A 24936-nucleotide genomic window follows, 5' to 3' on the forward strand; every position below is an offset into this window, starting at 1 on the left:
GATTGAATTGGGGTCAGATCCCAATTAATCTGACGAAAAGCTGCCCAAGGAAGGCCCTGGCTCCTTAAAATCGGGGTCTTCACGTTCACATACCGATTCCCCCCAACCATGACCCAAGTCACCAACACCGTGCGCTTTGTGCTCGACGGCCGCATCGTCGAAGCCCAAGGCGAGCGCCGCACCACCACCGTTCTGGACTATTTGCGTGAGCAAATGCACCGCACCGGCACCAAAGAGGGTTGCGCTGAAGGCGATTGCGGCGCTTGTGTGGTGATGGTGGGTGAGCTCAACGCCGCAGGCACGGGCGTGGACTATGTGGCCACCAATGCTTGTATTCAATTGTTGCCTTCGCTGGATGGTAAATCTGTCAAAACCGTCGAGAGCCTGAAAAAAGCCGACGGCACGCTGCACCCGGTGCAGGAAGAGATGATCAAGTGCCATGGTTCGCAGTGCGGCTTTTGCACGCCCGGCATCGTGATGAGTCTGGTGAACCTGGTGCAGGTTTTGCCCATGCCCAACCGCCAGCAGATCACAGATTCCCTGAGCGGCAACCTTTGCCGCTGCACCGGTTACAAGCCGATCATCGATTCGGCAACCAAGGCTTGTGCCAAGCCCGAGGCGCTCAAGCTTGACGACAGCGCCGATGTGCCCCTGCTCAAAGAAATCCAACGCGCCAAAGTGCCCACGCTGAGCTTGGACGGCGACATCATCGTGCAGCCCGTGGTGCGCACCCGCAAAGGCAATGAATTCGTCTCGCCCGCGACTCTCGCTGAAGTGGCCGACTACCTGGTCAAGAACCCCACCACCACGCTCTTGGCAGGCAGTACTGAAATTGGTCTGCAGGTGAACAAGCAGTTCTCGCGCCCAGATCACATCATGTATTTGGGCAACGTCAAAGAGCTGCGCCAAGTGACCGAGACCGCCAGCGCCTGGCGCATTGGCGCAGCCGTGTCGCTCACGCAAGTCGAAGCGCTGGTGGCCCAGGCTTACCCTGACTTCACCGAAGTGCTGCGCCGCTTTGGTTCGCCCCCCATCCGCTCGACAGCCACGCTGGCAGGCAACATCGCCAACGGCTCGCCGATTGGTGACACCATGCCTTGCCTGATGGCTTTGGGTGCCAGCTTGGTGCTGCGCCGGGGCGACAAGACCCGTAAGGTGTTGATGGACAACTTCTATACGGGCATGAAGAAAAATGTGATGGAACCCGGTGAGTTCATCGAAGCCATTGAGCTGCCCAAGCCTGTGGCCGGCCAGGTGTTCCGCGCCCACAAGGTGAGCAAGCGTTTTGAACAAGACATTTCGGCAACCTGCGCGGCCATCAGCTACACGCTGCAAGGCGGCAAGCTCTCTGGCGTGAAGCTGGCCTACAACGGCCTGGCCCCATCGCCTTGCCGTGCGCCCAAGCTCGAAGCCGTGCTGGAAGGCCGTGCGCCTGCCGATGTGAAATCGACCGATCTGGACGCCGCGATTGCAACCAGCTTCACAGCACGCGACGGCTTGCGTGCCACTTGGGCCTACCGCGCCTTGGTCGCCCGCAACCTGGTGCTCGAATTCGTTGAAGAACAATCTTAAAACCAGGGGATAGACCAATATTTGCGCAGCAAATTTGCTCTGTCCCCTCACTCCAGAGGCAAGAATGAACGCTCCTACCCCCATCAAAAACCTGTTGCCCGATTCGGGCGTTCAGCAAGGCACCGACATCGTTCACGAGTCCGCGCACTTGCACGTCACAGGCTCGGCCACCTACATCGACGACATCCCTGAACACGCGGGCACTTTGTATGCCGCGCTCATCTTGTCGCCCGTGGCGCATGGCGAGTTGATTGGCGACGGCATTGACCGCGCAGCCATCCTCAAGGAGCACGGCGTCGTCGCCGTCTACACCGCCAAAGACATCCCCGGCGAAAACAATTGCGGCCCCATCATCCACGACGACCCGTTTCTGGCCGCAGGCAAGGTCGAGTTCATTGGCCAGGCCGTGGCCGTGGTCGTGGCGCGAGAAATGCTCTACGCCCGCGAAGCCGCCAAAAAAGCCAAGGTGCTGGTGAAAGAACTCACGCCCATCTTGACCATCGAAGATGCGATGGCCGCGAGCAGTTTCATCATGCCGCCCAAAGGCATCACGCGTGGTGACGCCGCAGCGGCGATTGCCAACGCGCCCCACAAGATCAAAGGCAGCACCAACACGGGCCAGCAAGAGCAGTTCTATCTGGAAGGCCAGATCACTTATGCCGTGCCTAAAGAAGACGGCCAGCTGACCTTGTACGTGTCGACCCAACACCCCGACGGCAACCAGCGCGAAGCCGCGCATGCCCTGAACCTGCACACCAACGATGTGGAGGTGATCTGTCGCCGCATGGGTGGCGGCTTTGGTGGCAAGGAGGGCAATGCCAGCATCTTCAGTCAAAGCGCTGCTTTGGCCGCGCACAAGCTGCAAAAGCCCGTCAAGCTGCGCGTGAACCGCGACGACGACATGACCATCACTGGCAAGCGCCACGATTTCCGCATCGACTACGAAGTGGGCTTTGACGACAACGGCCGCGTTTTGGGCGCCAACATCACGCTCATGTCGCGCTGCGGTTACAGCACCGACTACTCCGGCCCTGTGAACGACCGCGCTTGCTTGCACATCGACAACACTTATCACCTGCCCGCGCTCAAACTGGTCAGCCACCGCTGCAAAACCAACACACAAAGCGCGACCGCTTTCCGCGGCTTTGGCGGCCCGCAAGGCATGTTCGGCATCGAGACGGTGATGGACGAAATCGCCATGACTTTGGGCAAAGACCCACTGCAAGTGCGCAAGCTCAACCTCTACAAAGACCCGGCCATCAGCGGCTCGCCCGACACCATGACCACCCAATACAACCAGCTCATTGAAGACTGGGTGGGTGACAAGGTGATCGACCAGGTGGAGCAGGAATCCAACTACGCCGAGCGTCGCGCTCAGGTACATGCCTTCAACGCCAAGAGCAAAACCCGCAAGCGCGGTTTGGCGCTCGTGCCGCTCAAGTTCGGCATCAGCTTTACCGCCACACACCTGAACCAGGGCGGCGCATTGCTGGTGGTCTACATGGACGGCTCGGTCAGCTGCAACCACGGTGGCACCGAAATGGGCCAAGGCCTGAACACTAAGATGGCGCAGGTGTGTGCCGATGGCTTGGGCATCAGCGTAGACCATGTGCGCATCACCGCGACCGATTCGCAAAAAGTGCCCAACGCTTCGGCCACCTCCGCTTCGAGCGGTGCCGACATCAACGGCGCGGCCATCATGAACGCCACTGCGCAAATGCGCGAGCGCCTCAAACCCGTGGCGGCCCGCATGTTGGCTTGCACCGAAGCCGATGTGACCTTTTCCAACAACGAAGTGCACGGCGGCGGCAAGTCCGTCAAGTGGGCCGATGTGACCAAGCAGGCGTACATGGAACGTGTGGGCTTGTCGGTCACGGGTTTCTACATGACGCCCGAAATCAAATACGACTTCGCCACCCTGAATGGCCGTGCGTTCTATTACTACTGCTACGGCGCGGCCGTGAGCGAAGTGGAAATCGACACCCGCACAGGCGAGTGGTGGCTCAAAGCCGTGGACATCGTGCACGACGTGGGCCGCAGCATCAACCCCGCGATCGACAAAGGCCAGATCGAAGGCGCTTATGTGCAAGGCATGGGCTGGCTCACCATGGAAGAGTGCATTTGGGACAAAAAGGGCAAGCTGCTCACGCATGGCCCGAGTACCTACAAGATCCCGGTGGCGGGCGACATTCCTGAACACTTCAAGGTGTCATTCTTCGATAACGCCAACATCAAGCCCACACCTTTCAACAGCAAAGCCACGGGAGAGCCGCCTTTGATGTTGGGTCTGTCGGCCTTCTTTGCCTTGCGCGATGCGGTGGCCGCCAGCGCCGACCACAAAGTCGTGGTCTACATGGACGCCCCGGCCACGCCCGAGCGCATCCTGATGGCGTGCGAAAAAGCCAAGGCCACTGCAGGGATGTGATGTCCCATGTGGGATGCCTGAAACGATTTCAGGCATCCTGCAACCATCACTCAATACGTTTCAGGAGCAGGCCCATGTCAGACGATCCACGGTGCTGCGGCACCGGCACTTGCATCATCAACGCCGAAGGCCTGTGCTGGTGTGGCCAGCGCTGGGATGGGGAAAAGATGTGTTTCATGCCTGAGCCCACGGCACAAGCCAAGCCGGCCAATACCTCTGCCGAGCATCAATCCGCTGACCATCCGGGTGATGAGGCGCAAGGCTGATTCATGCCCAATTGCCGTGGGGAATGTGATGGCATCTGAAGCGAACGCGGATCACCCTCGCATGGTGCGTGGCCTGCTCAACATCGCGCATGCGCTGGACCATTTGTTCTTGCTGATTTTTGCAGCGGCAGTCAGCACCATCGCTCTCGACATGGGCCTGGCCCAGTGGCAAGACCTCATGCCTTATGGTGCTGGCGCTTTTTTCATGTTTGGTCTGGGCTCTTTGCCTGCCGGGCGTTTGGGCGATTTATGGGGTCGCCGGAGCATGATGCTGGTCTTCTTCTTTGGCATTGGCGCGGCCTCCATTCTCACGGCTTTCGCGCAAACGCCTTGGCAGTTGGCCGCATGCTTGACGCTGATTGGCGTGTTCGCATCGATTTACCACCCGGTGGGCATCCCCATGTTGCTGGAGCGCTCGTCCAACCCGGGTGCCACCATTGGTTTTAATGGTCTGGCCGGTAACCTGGGTGTGGCCGTGGCGGCTTTGCTCACCGGCTTTTTGATCCAGTGGCAAGGCTGGCGGGCGGCTTTTGTTTTGCCGGGCCTGGCGGCGTTGCTTTGCGGTTGGGTCTTCGCACGCGCGTGCCCGAAAGAGGTCTCGTCACCCGCCAAGCGCAAGGGAGGGGCCAAGGTGAGTTTGCCTGCGCCCTTGCTGGCCCGTGCGCTGGTGGTCATGACGGCTGCTGCCATCACCAGCAGCGTGTTGTTCAATTTCACAACCAATGGCAACGGCCCCTTGCTGGCCGAGCGCTTTCAGGGCGTGATGGAAGACCCGGCCGCTTTGGGCCTGCTACTGGCCTTGGTCTACGCCGTGGCTTCGGTGGCCCAAGTGGTGGTGGGGCATCTGATCAACCGTTTCCCACTCAAGCGCTTTTTCATGTTCATGGTGATGGCGCAGATTCCCATGCTGTTACTGGCCTCTCAAGCGCAGGGTTGGTGGTTGTTTGCGGCGCTCATTGGGGTGATGGTGTTCATCTTCGGGGCCATTCCCTTCACCGATTTCATGATCGCCCGCTATGTCGATGACCGCTTGCGCTCCCGCGTTTCGGGCATGCGCCTGGGCGTTTCGTTCGCGGTCAGTTCTTTGTCGGTTTGGGCTTTGGGGCCTGTGGTCAAGGCCATGGGCTTTAGCAGCTCTCTTTTGCTGCTGGCGGGCTTCTCAGTGGCCACCACGCTGATTCTGACCCTGTTGCCCGGTGCTGCACACGAGCAGGTTCAGGCGGCTTGAAACTGCTGGGTGGTGGCAGGTCCAGCGCTTCAGTCTTGACCTTCTGTCAGGGTGTCGAGCTGAAATTTGCCGCTTTTGTGCCACAGCCACACATCGGTGTAGGTGACCTGGCTCATGTGTTTGGGCACAGGGTAAGGGGCTGAGGCTTTGACCATGCGCTCAATCTCTGCCATGACGTGGGGGACATGTTTGGGTGCACGCATCCAGTTCACCGCTTTGACCGATCCTTTTTGGTCTATGTCCACATTCAAGACGCCCACTGCTTCGAGCATGGGCGGCATGCGGCCTTTGTAGATGCGGTGCGCATGCATGCCGTACAAATGACCGGCAGCGTCCTTTCGGTACTCTTTGCTGTTGCGGGCCAACGATGTAGGGCCCGAGGGGGCTAAGATTTTTTCGGGAATTTTGGCTGCAGGCGTCACGGGTGCAGGCGCGGGTGCTGGTGGCGGTGTCACGGGGGCCGGTGGTGGGGTGCTGCAGCCACTGAGTAAAGCCAAAGCAGCGGAACCCAGAGCCAACCAACTTGGGTTGACATATTTGTGAATGGTTGGCAAACGTGGCGTCATGTTGAGACCTTGTCCTTGGCATACTCTGAGCTGTGGTGGATTGTGGCATCGTCAGGGCCAGATGAGCAAGCTGGCCGCATTCCTCAACATTGAATGGACACACAAGCGTGAATTGGATTGAGCAAGCCCTTCAAAGGCTGAACACCGACAAAGCGGTGCTGGTGACTGTGCGCGCCACACAGGGCTCTGTGCCCCGAGGGCCCGGCACGCACATGGTGGTGTTTGCCGAAGCCGAGCAGGGCACGATCGGTGGTGGCCATCTGGAGTTTCAAGCGCTGGCGCATGCTCGGCTCCTCTTGAAAGGGCAAACTGAGCAAATCCACTTGCGCCAGGTCTTGGGGCCCAGTTTGGGGCAATGTTGCGGTGGTGCCGTCGACCTCGTGTTTGAGCAGATCAGTGCTGCTGACCTGCCTCGGCTGCGAATGCAGTTGCCCCCCCCCCGCACGCCCTTGGCCTTGTTTGGGGGCGGGCATGTGGGTAAGGCCCTTGTGCAAACACTGGTCACCTTGCCCTTTGCCGTGCGTTGGGTGGACAGTCGCGACGAAATTTTCCCTGCCGACGTGCCTGACGGGGTGGATTGTGAACACTCCAACCCGGTACAGGCTGCGGTGGCCGATCTGGCGCCGGGCAGCCGGGTGCTGATCATGAGCTTCAGCCATGCTGAGGACTTGGACATTGTGATCGCGTGCTTGAAGCGCCAAAAGGAGTGGGGTGATTTGCCTTTTGTGGGCTTGATTGGCAGCAAGACCAAATGGGCCACCTTTCGGCACCGCCTAGAAGACCGTGGGTTCACCGCCCGAGAGATCGGCCACATCACCTGTCCGATTGGCGTGCCAGGCATCACGGGAAAAGAGCCTGAAGTCATTGCCGTTGCGGTGGCGGCACAACTTTTGCAAACGCTTGGAACGGGAGATGCTCGTTTCCCCTAGGCCAAAGTGAGATGGGAAGACTGGAATCGCAGCTTTAAACTGTATACACTTCGGTGCACTGGTCGCAGCGGCGCAGGAATCTCCGGATTCATGTTCGCGACCGAATACCCGCTCACAGGGCCCGCGGTGGTGAGCAGGTTGGAGAATCCTTCATGGAATCGTATTTTCTGGAATGGGCCAATTTGTTGCTGCGATGGGTGCATGTCATCACCGCCATCGCCTGGATTGGTTCCTCGTTCTACTTTGTCTTTCTGGACAACAACCTGCAAAAACCCAATTCGCCTGACTTGCTCGAAAAAGGCGTGGGCGGTGCCATGTGGGCGGTGCATGGCGGCGGTTTTTACAACCCCCAAAAATACATGGTGGCCCCTAAAAAGATCCACACCAAGTTGCATTGGTTCTATTGGGAAAGCTATTCCACTTGGCTGAGCGGATTTGCGCTGTTCACGGTGCTCTACCTCTACAACGCAGGGACTTTCCTGATCGACAAGTCATTGATGGACTGGACGCCTGTGATGGCCGGTTCGGCCGCTGTCGGCATGCTGGTGGCATTCTGGTTCGTGTACGACATCATTTGCCGCGTCTTCGGTTTCCGAAAAAATGGCGAGCTGATCGTGGCGGGCCTGATGATTGTGGTGGTGGCTTTTTGCTCTTGGTTGGCCAATGAGCTGTTTGCAGGTCGTGCCGCTTTCTTGTTGGTGGGTGCGATGATCGCGACCGCCATGAGCGCCAATGTGTTTTTCTGGATCATCCCCGGCCAACGCAAAGTGGTGGCGGCCATGACCAGCGGTGAGACGTATGACGCCAACGCCTTGGCCATCCACGGCAAGCGCGGCAAACAGCGCAGCGTGCACAACACCTACTTCACGCTGCCCGTCATCTTTGCGATGCTGAGCAACCACTACAGCTTCTTGTACACACATGAACAGCGCTGGGTGCTCCTGTTTGTGATGATGTTGGCCGGTGCCTTGATTCGTCAATTCTTTGTGCAGCGCCACGGCTACCACTTGGGCCGTGCGGCCAACCCTTGGCCCTTTGCGGCCGTGGGTGTGGTGATGATCTTGGGCGTGATCGTGGCCTTGCGTCCCGCCCCTCCCAAGGCATCTGCCGCGCCTGCATTGCCCGTGAGCTTTGCACAAGTGCAAAGCCTGGTGGGGACGCACTGCCTGTCATGCCATGGTGCGCAGGTGCAAATGAAGAACGTGCGCTTGGACAGCCCTGAGTTGATCAAGCAAAACGCTCAAAACATGTACCAACAAGTGGTGGTGACCAAGCAAATGCCCATGGGAAACGCCACAGGATTGACCGAGGAAGACCGTGCCTTGTTCGGTCGATGGTTTCAGGCAGGTGCCAAAACCGAGTGAGTGAATGGGCGATGGGGTAGCGGCTGCCCCACGCCATCGGTCTAACAGCCGTTGCTAGATGTGCTTAGCCCATTGCGTGAGAGACCTATGGATTTTCAGGGGGTGTCTCAAACTGGTCTGCATTTTTGCCCTTGAAAGGCGCATAAAACGCTTTGATGGCGACCATGTCCTTCTCGATGTCCCCCGATGGGTAGAACAAAGGCCCCAAGCCACTGGCCTTGCGCGAGTAGTCCATGTAGGCCATGACGATAGGCACCTGCGCTTGCAAGGCGATGTAATAAAAGCCGGTTTTCCAATAGCGGGTTTTGCTGCGTGTGCCTTCAGGCGGTACCACCAAGTGCACGGCGCCTTCGGCATTGACCAATTCTTGTGCGCAAGAGTCCACCAGGTTGGAGGCTTGTGAGCGGTTGACCGCTATGCCGCCCAGCCAGCGCATGACCGGGCCAAACGGAAACGAGAAGATGCTGCTCTTGCCCATCCAGTAAATCTGCAGGCGCAAGGCAAACGCCACCATCAAGGTGTAGGGCAGATCCCAGTTACTGGTGTGGGGCGCAGCAATCAGCACGCATTTGGTCACCCCCTGGGGCAAGCTGCCTTCGATCTTCCAGCCAGCGGCTTTGAGAAACGCCAAAGAGCCTGTTCTCAAGACAGTGTTCACGATCGGGGTGTCAAAAATGGTGCGGTGCATGGCGCAAGGTCGGTCATCAGAAGTTGGCGAGGGCGACACACGGGCGTGCATGGCTCGGGGAACACCGATTATGGCGGTCAATTGTGCCGAACTGACCCCCATGGCGCTGCTGCCTACCTCCGTCAAAACCACCAGGCCACCGCATACGGGATCAGCATGGCCCCTGCGATGCCATGCAGCCCCATGCCCAAACTGGCATAGGCCCCAGCCTCTGCGTTCACGCTGAAAGCGCGTGAGGTGCCAATGCCGTGTGCGGCCACGCCCAAGGCAAAGCCGCGTTGCCACCAGGCCGTCACGCGCAGGGCGTCCAGCACATAGCGGCCTAACACCGCACCCAAGATGCCGGTGCTCACCGCAAAGATGGCGGTCAAGGTGGGCGAGGCTTGCACGCGCTCGGCAATGCCCATGGCAATCGGCGCGGTGACCGACTTGGCGACCAGGCCACGCACCAGCGCTTCGTCCACACCCAGCCACCGCGCCATCCCCACGGCCGTCAGCACCGAGGTGATGCCACCCGCCATGAGCGACAGCAGCAACACCCCCATTCGGCCCTTGAGCGAGGCAAAGCCTTTGTAAATGGGGATGGCCAACGACACCGTGGCCGTGCCCAGCAAAAAGTGCACAAACTGTGCGCCTTCAAAGTATTGGGCATAGGGCATGTCGATCACGCTGATGCCCATGCACACCACAAGCACCGCAATCAGCACCGGGTTGGCCAGTGGGTTGCGCTGGCTGCGCTCGTACAAGGTCAGGCCCAGCAGGTATGCGCTGAGCGTGAGCACCAAGGCCAGCAGCGGGCTGCCCGAGAGGTAAACCCAAATGTCGGAGATGGGCGGAAGGGTGTTGTTCATGGCGGGCTGTCCTTTTGGGCGAACAGTTTGAGCACCAAGGCGGTGACCGCCACCGTGGCCACCACGCTCAGTACCAGCGCCGCCGTGATGGCCCAGGCGTTGGCCTGCAACACCGGCAAATACAGCACTACGCCCACCGATGCGGGGATGAACAAGAGCCCCAAGTGCTGCAAGATGCCGCTGCCCACCAGGTCCATGGACGCGGGCACATGACCACGCAAGCCCAGAAAAGCGAGCAACAACACCAAACCCAACACGGGCCCGGGGATGAAGGGCAGGGCGAACTTGGAGAGCAGCTCTCCAAGGGCCTGAAAGAGGAAGAGTTGAACGAGACCTTGGATCATGGCCTCAGTGTAGGACAGCGAATTGGGCTTGCGCAGTGTTAACAGTTGTGACCTGAGCGAACAACTTGTTCCTTGAAGGACGGCCAAGAGACTTGGCATCTTCGGCATGTGCATTGGCGCGATCCGATGGTGACGCTTCGCGCCCCAACGGCGACCATCACGCCATTCGAAACACATTCACGAACGGAGTTTTTCATGGCATCTACATCCCCCGCAAAACAAGTGGCCCTCGTCACCGGCGCTTCGTCCGGCATGGGCAAAGAAACGGCCAAGCGGCTGCTGCAAGAGGGCCTAGTGGTTTACGTCGCGGCCCGTCGCTTGTCGCAAATGGAAGACCTGCGGGCCCTGGGTGCGATACCGCTGCAGATGGATATTTCTGTAGACGCCGACATCGTTGCGGCCGTGAATACCATCACGGCGGGGCACGGGGGCATCGATGTCTTGGTGAACAACGCGGGCTTTGGGATGTACGGCGCGATGGAAGATTCGACCCTGGCTGACGCCCGCTACCAGTTTGAAGTCAACCTGTTTGGCATGGCGCGGCTCACACAATTGGCGCTGCCACACATGCGCCGCCAAGGGGCGGGCAAGGTCATCAACATCTCGTCCATGGGCGGCAAGATGTACACCCCGCTGGGCTCGTGGTACCACGCCACCAAGCACGCGGTGGAAGGCTGGAGCGATTGCTTGCGCATCGAGTTAGCGCCGTTCGGCATTCAGGTGGTGATCATCGAGCCCGGTGTCATTGCCACCGAATGGGGTGGCGTGATGCTCGAGCCCATGCTGGCGCGTTCGGGCCAAGGCCCTTACCACGTCATGGCGCAGGGCATGGCCAAGGCGATGCGCAGCACCTATGCCAAAGCGGGTGCCGCCTCGCCGCCATCGGTGGTGGCCGATGCCATACTGCAGGCTGTGCGTTCACGCCGACCCAAAACCCGTTACGTCATCGGCAAAATGGCCAAGCCCCTGATGTTCATCCGCAAGTATTTCGGGGACCGCATCTTTGACATGGCCATCATGAGCCAAGCCAAGTAGTCCGACCCTCGAAACTTCCCAACATGCCAGAAAGCACCCTACCGTGAAACAGGCCACACGCTTTGCCGTGCAGATGGGTTGGAAACTCCTCATCTTGGATATGGGTTACGCCCCTGCTGATGTGCTGAGCTTGGCACGTTTGCCGGCTGACTTGTTTGTGCGCCCGGGCGCGAGCTTGTCGCCTGCGCAGTACTTTGACCTGTGGCGTGGACTGGAGCTGGCCGCAGGCGGCGACGAATTGGCCCTGAAGCTGGCGCAAGCCATGTCGGTAGAGGCCTTTGATCCGGCCCTGTTCGCTTGCTTGTGCAGCCCTGACTTGAACACTGCACTGCAGCGGCTGGCGCAATACAAGCGCCTGATTGGGCCTTTGAACATGGCGGTCGACATCCGCGCTGACCGCACGCAAGTCACGCTCAGCTGCTACGGGAGCGACGAGCCGATTCCCCGCAGCTTGGGGGTGTCGGAGTTGGTGTTCTTCACTCAACTGGCCCGCTTGGCCACGCGCGAGCGGATCGAGCCCTTAAGGGCTTCGGTGCCCGAGTTGCCAGAAGATCTGCTGGCATACAAAGCCTATCTGGGTTGCGATTTGGGCACAGCAGTACACATTCAAATTGACTTTTCCGCGCAGGATGCAAACCGCCCCTTTTTGACGGAAAACATGGCCATGTGGACGGCCTTTGAGCCGGGCCTGAAGCAGCGGCTGTCTGAACTCGATGCACAAGCGAGCATGCGCGAGCGGGTCAGGGCCGTGTTGCTGGAGACGCTGCCCGCAGGCATCAGCAGCATCGACGCGGTGGCCCAGCGCTTGGCGGTGAGTAAGCGGTCCTTGCAGCGGCAGCTGGCCGAAGAATCGGTGGGGTTTCAAGAAGTGCTGAGCGAGGTGCGGCAAGCCCTGGCGCAGCATTACCTGCGCCGAACCGACATTTCAGCGGGCGAGATTTCGTGGCTGCTGGGCTTTCAGGAAAGCAACTCTTTCATCCGAGCGTTCAGAAGCTGGACCGGCACCACGCCTGCGGCCTATCGGCAGGGGCGTGCGGGCATGGACGCCCAGTGGCATTGAGGGGCACAGAACATGAACACAGGAGACCTGCACATGGTGAAGGACATGACGGATTATTTTGTCGGGGAGAAGCAGGAAAGCGTGCTTTTCATGCTGGCGGCCTTGATGGCCATAGGCCTGGCGGTTTGGCTGTGGTCCCACGGCCACCGCCTGCGCTGGATGGCGCTGCCTTTGGTGGTGGTGGCGCTGATGCAGCTGGTGGTGGGCGTCACCATTTTTGCGCGCACCGATGCCCAACTGGCCAAGCTCAGCACGCAACTCGTGAGTGCACCAGCCGAGTTCAAACAAGCCGAAACCGAGCGCATGGAAACGGTGATGGCCAACTTCAAGCTGTACAAATCCGTTGAGCTGGCCCTGCTCGTGCTCGGGGCCTGCCTGATCGCGTTCTTCTCCAAATGGGACCCGGCCACCGCAATCGGCATCGGCTTGGTGGTGCAGGCGGGCTTCACGCTGGCGCTGGACTTGTTTGCCGAGGCGCGTGGGGAGGCTTACTTGAGGGCGCTGGCGGGCATGGCCCTCTAGCTCAGTTCACACCCAAAGCCAGCTGCAAAGCCAGCTGGTTGTGCCGCTCGATCAGCGGCCCCATGTCCACGGTGGTGATCTGGCCTTGGCGCACCACCACGCGGCCATTGACGATGGTGTAGTCGGCGTTGTCGCTGGCGCACAGCAAGAGCGCCCCCACCGGGTCGTGCACCGCGCCGCCCGCCATGCTCAGCGTATCGGTGCGGAACATCGCGATGTCGGCGCAATAGCCTGCTTTGATCTGCCCCAGCTCGTGGGCGCGGCCCAGCACCTCAGCTCCACCGCGTGTGGCCAGGCGCAGGGCGTCGCGAGGGGTCATGTCGGCGGGGCCGTGGTCACAACCGAACGGTTCTAAGGCCCGATCCACACGCGCCAGCAGCATGGCCTGGCGGGCTTCGTTCAGCAAATGCGCCGCATCGTTGCTGGCGCTGCCGTCCACACCCAGGCCAATGGGCACACCCGCGTCGAGCATTTTGCGCAGCGGCAAGATACCGCTGGCCAAGCGCATGTTGCTGCACGGGCAGTGGGCAATGCCGGTGCGGGTTCTGGCGAACAGGTAGGTGCCTTCGTCGTCGAGTTTGACGCCGTGGGCGTGCCACACATCGTGGCCCACCCAGCCCAAGTCCTCGGCGTATTGCGCGGGGGTGCAATTGAACATCTCTTTGGTGTACGCAATGTCGTGGTCGTTTTCGGCCAGGTGGGTGTGCAGACGCACGCCGTGGGCGCGGGCTAATTTTGCCGATTCGCGCATCAAGTCCTGGCTCACGCTGAAGGGCGAGCAGGGGGCCACGGCCACATGCGTCATGGACCCAAAACTCGCGTCATGCCAGGTCTCGATCAGGCGCTGGGTTTCTTTCAAGATGGCGGGTTCTTTTTCGACCACGCTGTCGGGTGGCAAACCACCTTGGCTCTCGCCCACACTCATGCTGCCGCGTGTGGCCGTGAAGCGCATGCCCATGGTGTGCGCCGCTTCGATGCTTTCGTCCAGCCGCACGCCGTTAGGGTAAATGTAGAGGTGGTCACTGCTGGTGGTGCAACCACTCAACAACAGCTCGGCCATGGCCACCTGGCCTGACACACGCACCATCTCGGGCGTGAGACCCACCCAGATGGGGTACAGGCCCTTCAGCCAACTGAACAGCTCGGCGTTTTGCACCGACGGAATCGCCCGCGTGAGCGACTGGTACATGTGGTGGTGGGTGTTGATCAAGCCCGGCACCACCACATGGCGGCGGGCGTCGATCACTTCGTCGACTTGCGTGAGCAGTTCGTCGACGTTTTCATTCGCGGGGATGATGCGTTCGATCCGGCCGTCTCGGATCAAGAGCGAGGCGTCATTCAGTTCGGTGTTGGCATCGTCCATCGTGGCGATGCAGCGGGCGCGGTGGATGAGGAGGGTGGTCATGGACAGAACTTTACCTGCCTTGGGGCACAATTTGCCCATGCAAGATGCCAAGCTTTCTCCAAATTCTCCGCAAGACCCCCAAGCCTTTCTGAATGGGCTTTACGAGGTGGCCGTGCAACGCGCTTTGCCCCTGCACAACACCGCAGCCCATTTGCCAACACCGCCAGATCCTTCCAAGGGCCGCACCCTGGTGCTTGGCGCTGGCAAAGCCGGGGGCGCCATGGCGCAAGCCGTGGAGGCTTTGTGGCCCGCAGATGCGCCGTTGTCGGGCCTGGTGGTCACGCGCTACGGCCACACACCACCCCGCCCAGCGGGTTTGCCCGAGCGCATTGAGGTGGTCGAAGCCGCCCACCCCGTGCCCGATGCAGCGGGTTTGGAAGCGGCCGAGCGCATTTTGGAATTGACGAAAGGCCTGACGGCCGACGACCTGGTGCTGTGCCTGATCTCTGGCGGCGGTTCATCGCTGCTGACCTTGCCTGCCGACGGCATCGATTTGCAGCTCAAGCAAGACATCAACCGACAGCTGCTGGACAGCGGCGCCAATATTTCTGAAATGAACTGCCTGCGCAAACACCTCTCGCGCATCAAAGGCGGGCGCTTGGCAGCGGCATGCAGCCCTGCGCGGGTGGTCACGCTCACCATCAGCGATGTGCCGGGCGATGACCCGTCCATCATTGCCAGCGGCCCCACCGTGCCCGATGCCAGCACCTGCGCCGATGCGCTGGCCATCCTCAAACGCTATGCCATCACGGTGCCCGACTCGGTGCTGCAGGCTTTGCAGTTGGGTGTTTGGGAAACACCCAAGCCCGGCTCGCCCGTGTTTGCGGGGCACAGCGTACACATGATCGCCACGCCCCAGCAATCCCTCGAAGCCGCAGCGGCGGCTGCCCGTGCTCAGGGACTGAACGCTTACATCTTGAGCGACGAAATGGAGGGTGAATCGCGCGAGGTGGGCAAGGTGCACGCCGCGTTGGCCCGCGCTGCGGCCAAGGGCTTAGGGCCCTTTACCAAGCCCTGCGTGATCTTGAGCGGGGGTGAAACCACGGTGACCATCAAGCCCCAGCCTGCAGGCACGCCACGCGGGCGTGGTGGTCGGGCGGGCGAGTTTTGCATGGGTTTGGCAGAGGCCCTGCATGGCCAGCCAGGCGTGTGGGCGCTGGCGGCCGATACCGACGGCATCGACGGCATCGAAGACAACGCCGGGGCACAAGTGGCCCCCGATACGCTCACCCGCGCTGCCGACAAAGGGATAAAAGTGAGCGAACACCTGCAGCGCAACGACGCCTATGGCTTCTTTGACCCCCTGGGTGACCTGGTCATCACCGGACCGACGCACACCAATGTGAACGACTTTCGGGCTATTTTGGTACTGTGATGCGGCGTTATTGATTTGTGTCAAACCCGGCAGCCACCGGGTCTGGCACATTCGGGTCCACCATGCTGGATACCTCTTTGACCCCTTTGTCCGAGCCTGTGGCCGCCGTGGCGCCAGGCACCGTGTTACTCAACCGAGGCGATGCGGTGGACTGTATCGTGCACGTCATGCAAGGGCGTGTGCTGCTGGGGGTGATGGTGGATGGCCAAATCGCCCATCAGCTGGGCGTGGTCGAGGGGCCGTTCTGGCTCGAAGCCGCTTCGGGCCTTTTGGGTCTGCCTCACGCGGTCGATGCGGTGGCTGAGACAGAAGTGCATGTGCAATACGTGGGCGTGGGCGACTTCGTGGCCGAGGTGAAAGCCTTGCCAGAGGCCTCCCAGACCCTCCTCATGGACATGGCCCGTTCGCAACGCCAACAAACTGAAACGGCGGTCAGTCGTTTGGCCAAAGACGCCGATGCGCGTTGCGCCGAATGGCTGCTGCGCCATGCCCAAACCACCGATCAGTCGGGCAGTTTGGCCGTGAAGCTGACCGAGCGAAAACGCACCATTGCTGCGCAATTGGGCATTGCACCCGAAACGTTTTCTCGTGTGCTGCGCCACTTGCGCGAGCGCCAACTGATCAGCGGCAGCGGCCGTGTGTTGGGCTTGCCCAACCCACAAGCGCTGCGCGAGTTGGCCGGGGTCTGACCCGCTTCAATCCCCGCTGATCTTGCGTTCGCGGATGATGGCGCCAAAGCGTTTGGAATCGTCCGCCGCACGGGCACCGAACTCGGCGGGGGTCAAGGGCAGGGCCTCACCGCCCAGGTTCTGGATGCGGTCTTTCAAAGCTTGGGTGCCCAAAATGCGGTTGATCTCGCGGTTGACACGGTTGACCACATCGGCGGGCGTGCCCGCAGGTGCATAAAAGCCGAACACCGAATCGGCATCAAACCCTTTCAGGCCTGCTTCGTCGAGTGTGGGCACATTCGGGAACAGGGGCGAGCGCTTCATGCTGCCCACGGCCAGCAGCTTGAGCTTGCCTGCCCGCACTTGGCCCAGGCCAATGCCCGGATCAAAGTAAAAGTCCAATTGACCGGCCAGCACGTCTTGCAGTGCTGGCGCTGCACCGCGGTAGGGCACATGCACGGCAAACAGACCGGCTTGGCTTTTCATCATTTCGCCAGCCAGGTGGGGCGAGCTGCCGTTGCCTGCCGAGCCATACGACAAGCGACCGGGGTTGGCCTTCACATGGGCTAAAAATTCCTGAATGTTGTTGGCCGGAAAGTTGGGTTTGGCCACCAGAAACACCAGCACCCGTGCGGCCGATGCCACGGGCACCAGGTCTTTGGCGGGGTCAAAGGGCATGCGGGCGTAGATGTGTGGGTTGACCGACACCATGCCGCCGGAGCTCATGAGCAGGGTGTAGCCGTCGGCAGGAGATTTGGCGACCATTTCACCGCCGAGGTTGCCGTTGGCACCGCCCCGGTTTTCGACCACCACAGGCTGGCCCAGCGCTTCGCCCAAGGGCACGCCAATGGCGCGGGCAATCTGGTCGGCTGCGCCACCCGGCGGAAAGTTCACCACGATCTTGACCGGCTTGGTGGGCCAGCTTTGCGCGGCGGTGCTCAGGCACAGGGCAGGGCCCGCCGCGATGGCGATCAGGGCGGTGCCGATGACACGGCGTGAGAAGAATTTGGTTTTTTGCATGTTTGTCTCCTAGGGTTGGAAGGTGCCAATGGGGATGATGAGGGCAGGTCAGTTTTTTTGCAGTCGCGGATTTTTCATCCACAGCACGGGTTGTTCCTTGACCGGGCGGGCTGGTGCGCCGTGTTGGAGCAAAGCTTGGTCGAGTGCTTGACCAGCTTCGTCTTGCAAAGCCGCGTCGCGGATGCGTGCTACGGTCTCAGCTTGCTCGGCGACAGGCACTTGGGAGGCTGGGCCACACACATGGCGCAGGATGTGCAGCAGGTTGTCCTTGCCGCGCTCGTTGGTGCTGCCGTAGCCTTTGATGAGCTGCCCGCAACGCGCCAACTCCAGACCCAGCGCGGGCGATTGGCGTGTGGCTGCCTCGATGCCGCCCAGCCATTCTTCGATCAAGGTTTGCTCGGTGGCATAGCGGCTGCCCAGGGGGCGCAGCAAGCGCAGGCTGGCCAAGAAGCGCAAGCTGGCCATGCCCCACAGTGCATGCCGCGCCACCTTGAGCGGCATGGACCAAGGCGCAAGGCCTCGGGCCACGCGGACGCGGTCCCAGCGCAGCAGCCGGTTGGCCAGGCCTTGCGGCAACAGGGCGGCCAGCTCAGGCACGCCGGGTTTGAAGTGGTCGTACACCTTGAGCACGTCGCCCTCTTTGGCTTTGACTTCTTGCGTCACGCGGTCCCAGCGGCTGGCGCGGCTTTTCAGGTCGGCCACGCGGATGATGTCGTCAAAGGCCATCCACAGGGCCAGCCAGCGGGTGGCTTCAAATGTCACGGGGCGGGTGGCTTCGGGTGAATTGGCTTCTGCACTGAGCAAGCGTTCGAGCCGCTGCACATACAGGCGGGCATAAGCGGGCCCTTGGTACTCCACCAAGCGCTGGTGCGCCAGGCCCATCAAGGGGTGCAGCGCAGCGGGAAACTTGGCGGCCACATCTGCAGGCAGGGCAGCCGATGAAGATTCAGATGCAGAAGGCGCAGGCAAAGCAGGTTTCATGACATGCTCGACATACTGCGCTTGTTCGCGCTGACGCGTCACCACGTCAAAAGCCAGCGCAAAGCCGCGCAAGCTGGCTTTGGCCGAACTGCTTGGGCCCGCCAACACGGCTTCGTAATGTGTCCGCGAAAAAGGCAGCAAGCCACTGCCCGCAATGGCACCCAGCATGACGGCGCTGACCATGGTGCCGCTTTGCTGGCACAGGCTGGCCATGTCCATCACGTGGTGGCGTTGGCTGTGCGCAGCCACCACGTCGAGCAGCGGGCCTTCAGGGCGACGCCCATCACCCATGGTCATCTTCTCGGCGGTGGTCAGCGCCCGCGACGAGGCGCTGATCACCAGCGTGCGGTCGCTTGAAGCCAGTCCGTTGCCAATTTGGCGTGCGGTCTCCAGCAGCTCGGATGAGACGAGTGCATCAAGCCTACCCGGCAGCGGGTTCAGGCCCAGCACCGGCAATCGGCCTTGCAGTTGGCTGTGGGGCAGGGGGTAGACCTCGAGGTAATAGGTGGTGGCCCCGGTGCGCTGCGCCACGCCGGGAATGGAGGTGGCTTGCGCCGGGTGGCCTGCGTGGCGGGCCACGTCGACCAGCCAGTCGGCCAGCACGCCGCCGCCTTCGCCGCCCAGGGCGCACAGCAAGATTGAAATCGGTTGGGTCATGGTGTGTTCCTCAAATGGGCGTTCAAGCCGGTTGCAACCAGCGTGTGGCCAGGCCTTGCCAGCGGGCCCACAGGCGTTCGTGCCACTTGGGGTTTTGCACCACTTCGGCGCGGTAGAACGATGGGCACAGTGTGGCCGCGTGCGCGTTTTCGCCACAAAGGCCACAGCCCACACAGCCGTCGATCACGGTGGCCACTGGGTCGACTTTCAGCGGGTCGGGGTTGTCTTTGAGCGTGAGGGTGGGGCAGCCCGAGAGGCGGATGCAGGCGTGGTCACCGTTGCACACGTCTTCGTCTACACCGTATTTCACGCGTTCCACCCGCTCGCCTTTGGACAGCAGCGAGGCCAGCCAGGGCTTGATGCGGCGCTGGCGCTCCAGCTGGCATTCGCCTTCGGCCACGATCACTTTCAGGCCCTGGAACTCGGTGGTGAAGGCCTCGGTCAGCGTGGCTTGCATGTGGCTCACTTCGTAGGTGTGCACCGTGCGCAGCCACTGCACGCCCAGGCCTTTGAGGGTGGACTCGATGGTCTGGTTGGTGTGCACCATGCTCTGGCGTTTGTCGCCCGCCAGTTCTTTGGCGATGTCGGTGGGCGTGTTGATGATGTCTTGCGTGCCGGTGGCCGAGGTGTAGCCGTTCTTGAAGATCAGCAGCACCGCGTCGTCGCCGTTGAACAGCGCACTTTGTACGCCCGTCAGCAAGCCGTTGTGCCAAAAGCCGCCATCGCCCATGACCGACAAAACACGGCGTTTCATGACCGGCGACACGCCCGCCCGGCTGGCCAAACTCATGCCGTAACCCAAGATGGAGTGACCCACTGAGAACGGCTCGAAAGTGGCCAGGGCATGGCAGCCGATGTCGCCTGAAATGTGCACTGGGCCGACATCTTGCTGGGCCAACTTGAGGGCCGAGAACACGGGCCGCTCGGGGCAGCCAATGCACATGCTGGGTGGCCGTGCGGGCAGCGGGCTGCCCAACAGGGTTTGCACTTGCTGGCGGCGCTCGCCGTTGGTGGCCAGCCATTGCCGCGTGGCCTCGGGCACGGCATCACTTTGGTGGCGGTCCATGAATTTCAGCAGGCCCTGGGCCATCACTTCGGCGGTGTATTCGCCGCCCGAGGGCAGCATGTCTTTGCCGTGCAGCGGGGTTTGCAGATCGAGGCGGCGCAGCATCAGCGCGAGTTCTTGCTCGATGTATTCGGGCTGGCCTTCTTCGAGCAGCAGCACCGCCGATTTGTCTTTGCAGAAATTCACCAGTTCGTCAGGCACCAGCGGGTAGGTCACGTTCAGCACCAGCACCGACAGGCTGGTCACGCCAAAGGCATCGGCCAAGTCGAACTGCTGCAGGGCGCGAATCAGTGTGTTGTAGAGGCCGCCCTGCACGATGAGGCCGAGGTGGCGGTGTTGGGTGCCTTCAAAGTACTCGTTCAAGCCTTGTTCGGCAATGTACTGGCGTGCGGCGGGCAAGCGGTGCTCGACTTTGCGTTTTTCTTGCGCAAAGGTCACAGGCGGGTGCGCCAGCTTCATGTAGTTGAAGCCTGCGGGTTCGTCGATCAGGTGTTTTTTGGACAACTTGGGCGCTTGGTTGCCCTTGGCCACAAACTGGCCGCGCACATGGCAAGCACGGATGCGCAGCTCCATCATCACCGGCATGTTGGACGCTTCGGACAACCGAAAACCGTGCTCCACCATGTTGACCATTTGGCCCAATTCGGGTCGAGGGTCGAGCAGGCACATGCCCGACTTGAGCGCATAAGCGTGGGTGCGCTCTTGGATGACGCTCGCGCCTTCGCCGTAGTCTTCACCCACCACGATCAGCACGCCCCCGGTCACGCCGGGCGAGGATAAATTGGACAACGCATCGGCCGCCACGTTGGTGCCCACAATCGACTTCCAGGTCACCGCACCGCGAATCGGGTAGTGGATGGACGCGCCCAGCATGGCCGCGGCCGAGGCTTCGTTGGAACACGCCTCCACATGCACGCCCAGTTCGTCCATGTAGGGCTTGGCCTGTACCATCACATCAAGCAGGTGCGAGACCGGGGCGCCTTGGTAGCCGCCCACATAACTCACGCCCGACTGCAGCAGGCCCTTGGTGATGGCCAAAATGCCTTCGCCATGAAAGACCTCACCCGCGCCCATGCGCAGGGCCTTGATTTCTTCGTGAAATGAAACTTCCAAAGCACACTCCTTGCGTTGTAGCGCCCGCAAAGGGCTACCAAAGACCATCTTACGTATAAGTGCATAAAATATTATGAATAAACGGTATGCGCTAAATGAATATCAAAGACCTGGACCTGAATTTGCTGCGGTTGTTTGACGCGGTATGGCGCACACGCAGCGTGAGCTTGGCCGCTCAGCAACTGGGCATGTCGCAACCGGCTGCCAGCCAGGGCCTGGCGCGTTTGCGTGCGGTGCTGGGCGACGCCTTGTTTGAACGCAGTGGAGCGGGCGTGCGTCCCACACCCCGCGCCGACCGGCTGGCGCAGGCGGTGCAGTTGGCGCTGGGCACGATCGAGGATGCACTCAATGTCTCGCAGGTGTTTGACCCACAGCGCTCCAGCCGCGTGTTGCGCGTTCACTTGAGTGACATTGGCGAGGCGCGTTTTTTGCCCGAGCTGGTGCTCGACTTGCAGCGCCAAGCGCCCGGCATCCGTTTGGAGACCATGCCCTTGCCACACGACAAAATTGCCCAGGCGCTCGACAGCGGCCAGCTTGATCTGGCGATTGGTTTTTTGCCCGAGGTGAGCGACACCTTGCAACAGCCCTTGCTGAGCGACCGCTATGTGGTGCTGATGCGCCAGGGGCATCCGGTTGCAAAGCGTTGGATGCAGTTGCAAAAAGAGCGCGCTGGACCTGACGACACACAAGAGTGGCTGGCCGAGCTGGAATTCGCCGCCGTGCGTACCCATTCGGACACGCTGCGCATTTTGGAGTTGATGCATTGGCAGCACCGCCTGCGCCTCACGGTGAGCCACTTTTTGTCCTTACCTGGCATCGTGCGCAGCAGCGATTTGGCGGTCTTGATGCCACGAAATTTTGCGCAAGGCTTTGCCGAGGCAGGCGCACTGGCCCTGATTGAGCCCGAATTGCCGCTGCGCGACTTCACCGTGTCCATGCACTGGAGCGCCCGCTTTGACAAAGACCCTTGTCTGCAGTGGCTACGGTCCACCGTGTCCCATTTGTTTTGTCAAACCCCGTTGAATTCATGAGCACATTCAAACCTTACTTGAGCGCCATCGAAGCGCCCAGCCTGTCCGAAGTGCAGGCCTTCCACGGCCTGACCTTGCTGGAATTTGGCACCGAATGGTGCGGTCATTGCCGTGCTGCCCAGGCGCTGATCGCGCAAGCTTTGGCAAGCTCCACAGATTGGCAGCATCTCAAAATTGAAGACGGTCCGGGTCGTCCTTTGGGCCGGAACTTCCGTGTCAAGCTGTGGCCGACCTTGGTATGGTTGCGGGATGGGCAAGAAGTCGCGCGCTTGGTTCGCCCTTCGAGCGCACTGGACATTGAAACCGCGATGTCCAAGACCTGAGCCATGACCCCAAGCTTTGTTGCCATGTCCTTGCCGCCCATCGAAGCGGCCCTGCGTGCGCAAGCCAATGCACAGCAGGCCGTGCCCATGAAGGCCTATATGCTCGATCAGTTCGAGTTTCTGGGCATCCGAGCAGGCCCAAGGCGTGATGCCATGAAAGAGGCACTCCAGACGCTTCCTAAGTTCGCGGGTACGGCCGATGAACTGCTGGCGCTGGCCCATGCCCTGTGGCAACTGCCCGAGCGCGAATTCCGGTATGCCGCCATTGATTGGTTGGCCAAACACCACAAGCGGCTGGATGTGAAGGCCTTGCCGCGCATCTTGCTGCTGGTGCAAACCGACCCTTGGTGGGACACGGTCGATGGTCTGGCCGGGGTGGTGGGCGACATCGTGCTGCGCGCCAAAGCCAGCCAGCCCAGTGTGCAAGAGCACATGGATGTTTGCCTGACTCACCCCCATCTGTGGGTGCGCCGTGTGGCCATGTTGCACCAACTGGGCTGGCGTGGTCAGACCGATCAGGCGCGTTTGTTCCGCTACGCGCTGACTCTGGCGCACGAGACGGACTTTTTCATTCGTAAAGCCATTGGTTGGGCCTTGCGGGACCATGCACGAACGAAGCCAGAGGCCGTTCGGACCTTTTTAATTGAGCATGCCAGCCAGCTGTCTGGACTGACGCGCCGCGAAGCGGGTAAGCATTTGGGTTGAGCTGGCTCTTGGCTTTAACCAGCCAGCAATGCGCCCGCATCCTCGTACCAATACATCAGCGCATCGTCGTAGCTTTCCCACACGCAACCGTTGCAGCCGCGGCCGCAACAAGAGGTCGGTTCGGGCGGAGGCTCTCTGAAGTCGTGACCTGCGGCCTGAAGGCGCTCTTGAAATTGCGCAATCCCGCGCCGCACAGCTGCTCGCTGAGCTGCGTTGGGGTCGATGATGGGGTGTTCGTTTTCGCCAGTCATACCCGATTGTCGGCCACTTGCTGCCCTTGAATGACGGTGTGCGCAATCAGCCGTTCATCGCCCAGCACGATCATGGCAAACAGCCATTCGGCCAAGGTTTCGGTTTGTGCGGTGCGCCTTGCCAGCAGGGGGGTGGCTTGGGGTTTGAGCACCACAAAATCGGCTTCGCAGCCGGGCAGCAGGTTGCCCACTTGGCCGTTCAGGTCCAACGCAGCCGCAGCCCCCGCTGTGTGTTGCCACCACAGGTGTTCGGGGGCGAGGCTGACGCCGGGACGGCCTGTGCTTTGCCGCGCCACGGTGTAGGCTGCGTGCATGGTGTGAAAGGGGCTGAAGCTGGTGCCGCCACCCACATCGCTGGCCAGGCCGTAGCGCAAACCAGCCGCGTCGGAAGCAGGGTAGTCGAAGAAGCCACTGCCCAGAAACAAGTTGCTGGTGGGGCTGACGGCGGCGCTTGCGCCCACTTCGGTCATGCGGCGGCGGTCGGCTTCGTCCAAGTAAATGCAATGCGCGTATACCGAGCGTTGGCGCAAAAGGCCTGCGCGGTCGTACACGTCCAGATAGCTGCGTGCTTCGGGGAACAGTTCTTTCACCCAGCGGATCTCGTCCACGTTCTCGGCCACATGTGACTGGATCCACACATCCGGAAACTGCTGCGCGATCTCGCCCGCACCATGCAGTTGCTCGCGGGTACTGGTGGGCGCAAAGCGCGGCGTGATGGCGTAACCCAGCCGGTCCACACCGTGCCAGCGGCGGATCAGCTCTTCGGTCTGGCGCAGGCTCAAAGGCGTGTCGGTGTCGCGCAGGCCGTCGGGGCTGTGGCGGTCTTGCAGCACCTTGCCGGTGATCATGCGCAGGTGGCGTTTTTGCGACTCGGCCATGAAGGCGTCGACCGACTCGGGGTGGGCCGTGGCAAAACACAGGGCCGTGGTCACGCCGTGGCGCATCAGCTCGTCCAGAAAAAACGCGCTGACTTCGTGGGCATAGGCGGGGTCGGCAAACTGTTTTTCGTGCGGAAAGGTGTAGTGCTCCAGCCAAGGCAACAGGCCTTCGGCGGGCGAGCCGATCACGTCGGTTTGTGGGTAGTGGATGTGCAGATCCACAAAGCCGGGCGCGAGGCACAGGCCGGGCCAGTGGGTGACGGGCAGGTCGGGGTAATGCGGGGCCAGTTCTCGGTAGGGGCCGATGGCCTGAATGCGCACGATGCCGTCGGCTTCGCGGGCGGTCACCAGCAAGCCGTCGCTTTCGTGGCGGGCGTTCGGCTTGGACGGTTCTGGGAACCACAGCAGGCTGGCTCGCCAAGCTTGGCGTTCTGTCAGTTGGGGGGCTTGGCGCATAAAGCAGTCGGGGGTGAATACGGGGATAAACACCCGGGAAAAGGGGGTGTTGGCAGTGGTACATTGTGCGGCAATCTCTTGGCTTGCAAGGGCCGCCGGGTCAACACTTTAGCCTCGGACTTTGCAAGAGACTTATCTCGATCTTCCATCGCACCCG

At 61.1% G+C, this 24936-nt stretch carries 24 protein-coding genes; 14 read left to right on the top strand and 10 right to left on the bottom strand.

Annotation, left to right across the window (positions count from 1 at the left end; all coding sequences use genetic code 11):
* Nucleotides 1–108 precede the first annotated feature (108 nt).
* From xdhA to SWE17_RS12150, 4 genes are all read left to right on the top strand, one after another.
* On the top strand, nt 109–1572 hold the full coding sequence (xdhA, locus tag SWE17_RS12135) for a xanthine dehydrogenase small subunit (protein WP_322993349.1): 1464 nt from the start codon (nt 109–111) through the stop codon (nt 1570–1572).
* Nucleotides 1573–1636: 64 nt separating this feature from the next.
* Nucleotides 1637–3997 (top strand): xanthine dehydrogenase molybdopterin binding subunit, encoded by a 2361-nt coding sequence (gene xdhB, locus SWE17_RS12140; protein WP_322993350.1) that lies wholly within the window; start codon nt 1637–1639, stop codon nt 3995–3997.
* Between the two features lie 74 nt (nt 3998–4071).
* Complete coding sequence (locus SWE17_RS12145; RefSeq protein WP_322993351.1) at nt 4072–4263, top strand: hypothetical protein; 192 nt, start codon at nt 4072–4074, stop codon at nt 4261–4263.
* 28 nt (nt 4264–4291) lie between these two features.
* Nucleotides 4292–5491, top strand: coding sequence for an MFS transporter (locus SWE17_RS12150; protein ID WP_322993352.1), 1200 nt, complete (start codon nt 4292–4294; stop codon nt 5489–5491).
* A 29-nt stretch (nt 5492–5520) separates the two neighbouring features.
* Here the strand turns inward: SWE17_RS12150 and SWE17_RS12155 are convergent, their stop codons facing one another.
* The gene (locus SWE17_RS12155; protein ID WP_322993353.1) at nt 5521–6057 is read right to left on the bottom strand and encodes a hypothetical protein; all 537 of its coding nucleotides are present in this window, start codon (nt 6055–6057) and stop codon (nt 5521–5523) included.
* Nucleotides 6058–6164: 107 nt separating this feature from the next.
* Between SWE17_RS12155 and xdhC the strand changes: the two genes are divergently transcribed.
* Complete coding sequence (xdhC, locus tag SWE17_RS12160; RefSeq protein WP_322993354.1) at nt 6165–6986, top strand: xanthine dehydrogenase accessory protein XdhC; 822 nt, start codon at nt 6165–6167, stop codon at nt 6984–6986.
* A gap of 152 nt (nt 6987–7138) precedes the next feature.
* Nucleotides 7139–8350, top strand: coding sequence for a urate hydroxylase PuuD (locus SWE17_RS12165; protein ID WP_322993355.1), 1212 nt, complete (start codon nt 7139–7141; stop codon nt 8348–8350).
* 85 nt (nt 8351–8435) lie between these two features.
* On the opposite strand, the gene SWE17_RS12170 is transcribed toward SWE17_RS12165, so the two are convergent.
* The 3 genes from SWE17_RS12170 to SWE17_RS12180 form a co-directional block, all read right to left on the bottom strand.
* Nucleotides 8436–9038 (bottom strand): lysophospholipid acyltransferase family protein, encoded by a 603-nt coding sequence (locus SWE17_RS12170; RefSeq protein WP_322993356.1) that lies wholly within the window; start codon nt 9036–9038, stop codon nt 8436–8438.
* A 122-nt stretch (nt 9039–9160) separates the two neighbouring features.
* On the bottom strand, nt 9161–9889 hold the full coding sequence (locus SWE17_RS12175; RefSeq protein WP_322993357.1) for an LrgB family protein: 729 nt from the start codon (nt 9887–9889) through the stop codon (nt 9161–9163).
* Nucleotides 9886–10233: a CidA/LrgA family protein gene (locus tag SWE17_RS12180; protein WP_322993358.1), complete on the bottom strand. Its 348-nt coding sequence runs from the start codon at nt 10231–10233 to the stop codon at nt 9886–9888. Before SWE17_RS12180 ends, SWE17_RS12175 begins: the two co-directional genes overlap by 4 nt.
* Before the next feature lie 195 nt (nt 10234–10428).
* Here SWE17_RS12180 and SWE17_RS12185 point away from each other — a divergent pair, with 195 nt between their 5' ends.
* Genes SWE17_RS12185 through SWE17_RS12195 form a run of 3 tightly spaced genes read left to right on the top strand, consistent with a single transcriptional unit; the run spans nt 10429 to nt 12850 of the window.
* Nucleotides 10429–11268, top strand: coding sequence for an oxidoreductase (locus SWE17_RS12185; protein WP_322993359.1), 840 nt, complete (start codon nt 10429–10431; stop codon nt 11266–11268).
* A gap of 43 nt (nt 11269–11311) precedes the next feature.
* Nucleotides 11312–12328: an AraC family transcriptional regulator gene (locus SWE17_RS12190; RefSeq protein ID WP_322993360.1), complete on the top strand. Its 1017-nt coding sequence runs from the start codon at nt 11312–11314 to the stop codon at nt 12326–12328.
* Between the two features lie 12 nt (nt 12329–12340).
* Nucleotides 12341–12850, top strand: a complete 510-nt coding sequence (locus SWE17_RS12195) for a hypothetical protein (RefSeq protein WP_322993361.1) — start codon at nt 12341–12343, stop codon at nt 12848–12850.
* 1 nt (nt 12851) lies between these two features.
* Here SWE17_RS12195 and SWE17_RS12200 read toward each other — a convergent pair whose 3' ends face one another.
* Complete coding sequence (locus SWE17_RS12200) at nt 12852–14255, bottom strand: 8-oxoguanine deaminase (RefSeq protein ID WP_322993362.1); 1404 nt, start codon at nt 14253–14255, stop codon at nt 12852–12854.
* Between the two features lie 37 nt (nt 14256–14292).
* On the opposite strand from SWE17_RS12200, the gene SWE17_RS12205 reads away from it, so the two are divergent.
* Both SWE17_RS12205 and SWE17_RS12210 read left to right on the top strand, forming a co-directional pair.
* Nucleotides 14293–15630, top strand: a complete 1338-nt coding sequence (locus SWE17_RS12205; RefSeq protein ID WP_322993407.1) for a glycerate kinase — start codon at nt 14293–14295, stop codon at nt 15628–15630.
* Between the two features lie 62 nt (nt 15631–15692).
* Nucleotides 15693–16319 (top strand): Crp/Fnr family transcriptional regulator, encoded by a 627-nt coding sequence (locus SWE17_RS12210; RefSeq protein WP_322993363.1) that lies wholly within the window; start codon nt 15693–15695, stop codon nt 16317–16319.
* Nucleotides 16320–16325: 6 nt separating this feature from the next.
* Here SWE17_RS12210 and SWE17_RS12215 read toward each other — a convergent pair whose 3' ends face one another.
* Genes SWE17_RS12215 through SWE17_RS12225 form a run of 3 tightly spaced genes read right to left on the bottom strand, consistent with a single transcriptional unit; the run spans nt 16326 to nt 21135 of the window.
* Nucleotides 16326–17318, bottom strand: a complete 993-nt coding sequence (locus SWE17_RS12215; RefSeq protein ID WP_322993364.1) for a tripartite tricarboxylate transporter substrate binding protein — start codon at nt 17316–17318, stop codon at nt 16326–16328.
* A 48-nt stretch (nt 17319–17366) separates the two neighbouring features.
* Nucleotides 17367–18956, bottom strand: coding sequence for an indolepyruvate oxidoreductase subunit beta family protein (locus SWE17_RS12220; RefSeq protein ID WP_322993365.1), 1590 nt, complete (start codon nt 18954–18956; stop codon nt 17367–17369).
* 22 nt (nt 18957–18978) lie between these two features.
* Nucleotides 18979–21135 (bottom strand): indolepyruvate ferredoxin oxidoreductase subunit alpha, encoded by a 2157-nt coding sequence (locus tag SWE17_RS12225; RefSeq protein WP_322993366.1) that lies wholly within the window; start codon nt 21133–21135, stop codon nt 18979–18981.
* 95 nt (nt 21136–21230) lie between these two features.
* Between SWE17_RS12225 and SWE17_RS12230 the strand changes: the two genes are divergently transcribed.
* From SWE17_RS12230 to SWE17_RS12240, 3 genes are read left to right on the top strand one after another with little or no spacing between them, the layout of a single operon-like run.
* Nucleotides 21231–22166: a LysR family transcriptional regulator gene (locus SWE17_RS12230; RefSeq protein ID WP_322993367.1), complete on the top strand. Its 936-nt coding sequence runs from the start codon at nt 21231–21233 to the stop codon at nt 22164–22166.
* Nucleotides 22163–22489, top strand: a complete 327-nt coding sequence (locus tag SWE17_RS12235) for a thioredoxin family protein (protein WP_322993368.1) — start codon at nt 22163–22165, stop codon at nt 22487–22489. The genes SWE17_RS12230 and SWE17_RS12235 overlap by 4 nt, the downstream gene beginning before the upstream one ends.
* Nucleotides 22490–22513: 24 nt before the next feature.
* Complete coding sequence (locus tag SWE17_RS12240; RefSeq protein ID WP_322993369.1) at nt 22514–23194, top strand: DNA alkylation repair protein; 681 nt, start codon at nt 22514–22516, stop codon at nt 23192–23194.
* A 14-nt stretch (nt 23195–23208) separates the two neighbouring features.
* Here the strand turns inward: SWE17_RS12240 and SWE17_RS12245 are convergent, their stop codons facing one another.
* Both SWE17_RS12245 and guaD read right to left on the bottom strand, forming a co-directional pair.
* Nucleotides 23209–23445 (bottom strand): oxidoreductase-like domain-containing protein, encoded by a 237-nt coding sequence (locus tag SWE17_RS12245; protein WP_322993370.1) that lies wholly within the window; start codon nt 23443–23445, stop codon nt 23209–23211.
* On the bottom strand, nt 23442–24779 hold the full coding sequence (gene guaD, locus SWE17_RS12250; RefSeq protein WP_322993371.1) for a guanine deaminase: 1338 nt from the start codon (nt 24777–24779) through the stop codon (nt 23442–23444). Before guaD ends, SWE17_RS12245 begins: the two co-directional genes overlap by 4 nt.
* Nucleotides 24780–24936 lie beyond the last annotated feature (157 nt).

Source organism: Limnohabitans sp. (genome assembly GCF_034680285.1).
Classification (GTDB): domain Bacteria; phylum Pseudomonadota; class Gammaproteobacteria; order Burkholderiales; family Burkholderiaceae_C; genus Limnohabitans_A.

What these genes read in the sequence shown, in the direction of transcription:
- xdhA (WP_322993349.1), top strand. Translation starts at nt 109, where the DNA reads ATGACCCAAGTCACCAACACCGTGCGCTTTGTGCTCGACGGCCGCATC.
- xdhB (WP_322993350.1), top strand. Translation starts at nt 1,637, where the DNA reads ATGAACGCTCCTACCCCCATCAAAAACCTGTTGCCCGATTCGGGCGTT.
- SWE17_RS12145 (WP_322993351.1), top strand. Translation starts at nt 4,072, where the DNA reads ATGTCAGACGATCCACGGTGCTGCGGCACCGGCACTTGCATCATCAAC.
- SWE17_RS12150 (WP_322993352.1), top strand. Translation starts at nt 4,292, where the DNA reads ATGGCATCTGAAGCGAACGCGGATCACCCTCGCATGGTGCGTGGCCTG.
- SWE17_RS12155 (WP_322993353.1), bottom strand. Translation starts at nt 6,057, where the DNA reads ATGACGCCACGTTTGCCAACCATTCACAAATATGTCAACCCAAGTTGG.
- SWE17_RS12165 (WP_322993355.1), top strand. Translation starts at nt 7,139, where the DNA reads ATGGAATCGTATTTTCTGGAATGGGCCAATTTGTTGCTGCGATGGGTG.
- SWE17_RS12170 (WP_322993356.1), bottom strand. Translation starts at nt 9,038, where the DNA reads ATGCACCGCACCATTTTTGACACCCCGATCGTGAACACTGTCTTGAGA.
- SWE17_RS12175 (WP_322993357.1), bottom strand. Translation starts at nt 9,889, where the DNA reads ATGAACAACACCCTTCCGCCCATCTCCGACATTTGGGTTTACCTCTCG.
- SWE17_RS12180 (WP_322993358.1), bottom strand. Translation starts at nt 10,233, where the DNA reads ATGATCCAAGGTCTCGTTCAACTCTTCCTCTTTCAGGCCCTTGGAGAG.
- SWE17_RS12185 (WP_322993359.1), top strand. Translation starts at nt 10,429, where the DNA reads ATGGCATCTACATCCCCCGCAAAACAAGTGGCCCTCGTCACCGGCGCT.
- SWE17_RS12195 (WP_322993361.1), top strand. Translation starts at nt 12,341, where the DNA reads ATGAACACAGGAGACCTGCACATGGTGAAGGACATGACGGATTATTTT.
- SWE17_RS12200 (WP_322993362.1), bottom strand. Translation starts at nt 14,255, where the DNA reads ATGACCACCCTCCTCATCCACCGCGCCCGCTGCATCGCCACGATGGAC.
- SWE17_RS12205 (WP_322993407.1), top strand. Translation starts at nt 14,293, where the DNA reads ATGCAAGATGCCAAGCTTTCTCCAAATTCTCCGCAAGACCCCCAAGCC.
- SWE17_RS12210 (WP_322993363.1), top strand. Translation starts at nt 15,693, where the DNA reads ATGCTGGATACCTCTTTGACCCCTTTGTCCGAGCCTGTGGCCGCCGTG.
- SWE17_RS12215 (WP_322993364.1), bottom strand. Translation starts at nt 17,318, where the DNA reads ATGCAAAAAACCAAATTCTTCTCACGCCGTGTCATCGGCACCGCCCTG.
- SWE17_RS12220 (WP_322993365.1), bottom strand. Translation starts at nt 18,956, where the DNA reads ATGACCCAACCGATTTCAATCTTGCTGTGCGCCCTGGGCGGCGAAGGC.
- SWE17_RS12230 (WP_322993367.1), top strand. Translation starts at nt 21,231, where the DNA reads ATGAATATCAAAGACCTGGACCTGAATTTGCTGCGGTTGTTTGACGCG.
- SWE17_RS12235 (WP_322993368.1), top strand. Translation starts at nt 22,163, where the DNA reads ATGAGCACATTCAAACCTTACTTGAGCGCCATCGAAGCGCCCAGCCTG.
- SWE17_RS12240 (WP_322993369.1), top strand. Translation starts at nt 22,514, where the DNA reads ATGTCCTTGCCGCCCATCGAAGCGGCCCTGCGTGCGCAAGCCAATGCA.
- SWE17_RS12245 (WP_322993370.1), bottom strand. Translation starts at nt 23,445, where the DNA reads ATGACTGGCGAAAACGAACACCCCATCATCGACCCCAACGCAGCTCAG.
- guaD (WP_322993371.1), bottom strand. Translation starts at nt 24,779, where the DNA reads ATGCGCCAAGCCCCCCAACTGACAGAACGCCAAGCTTGGCGAGCCAGC.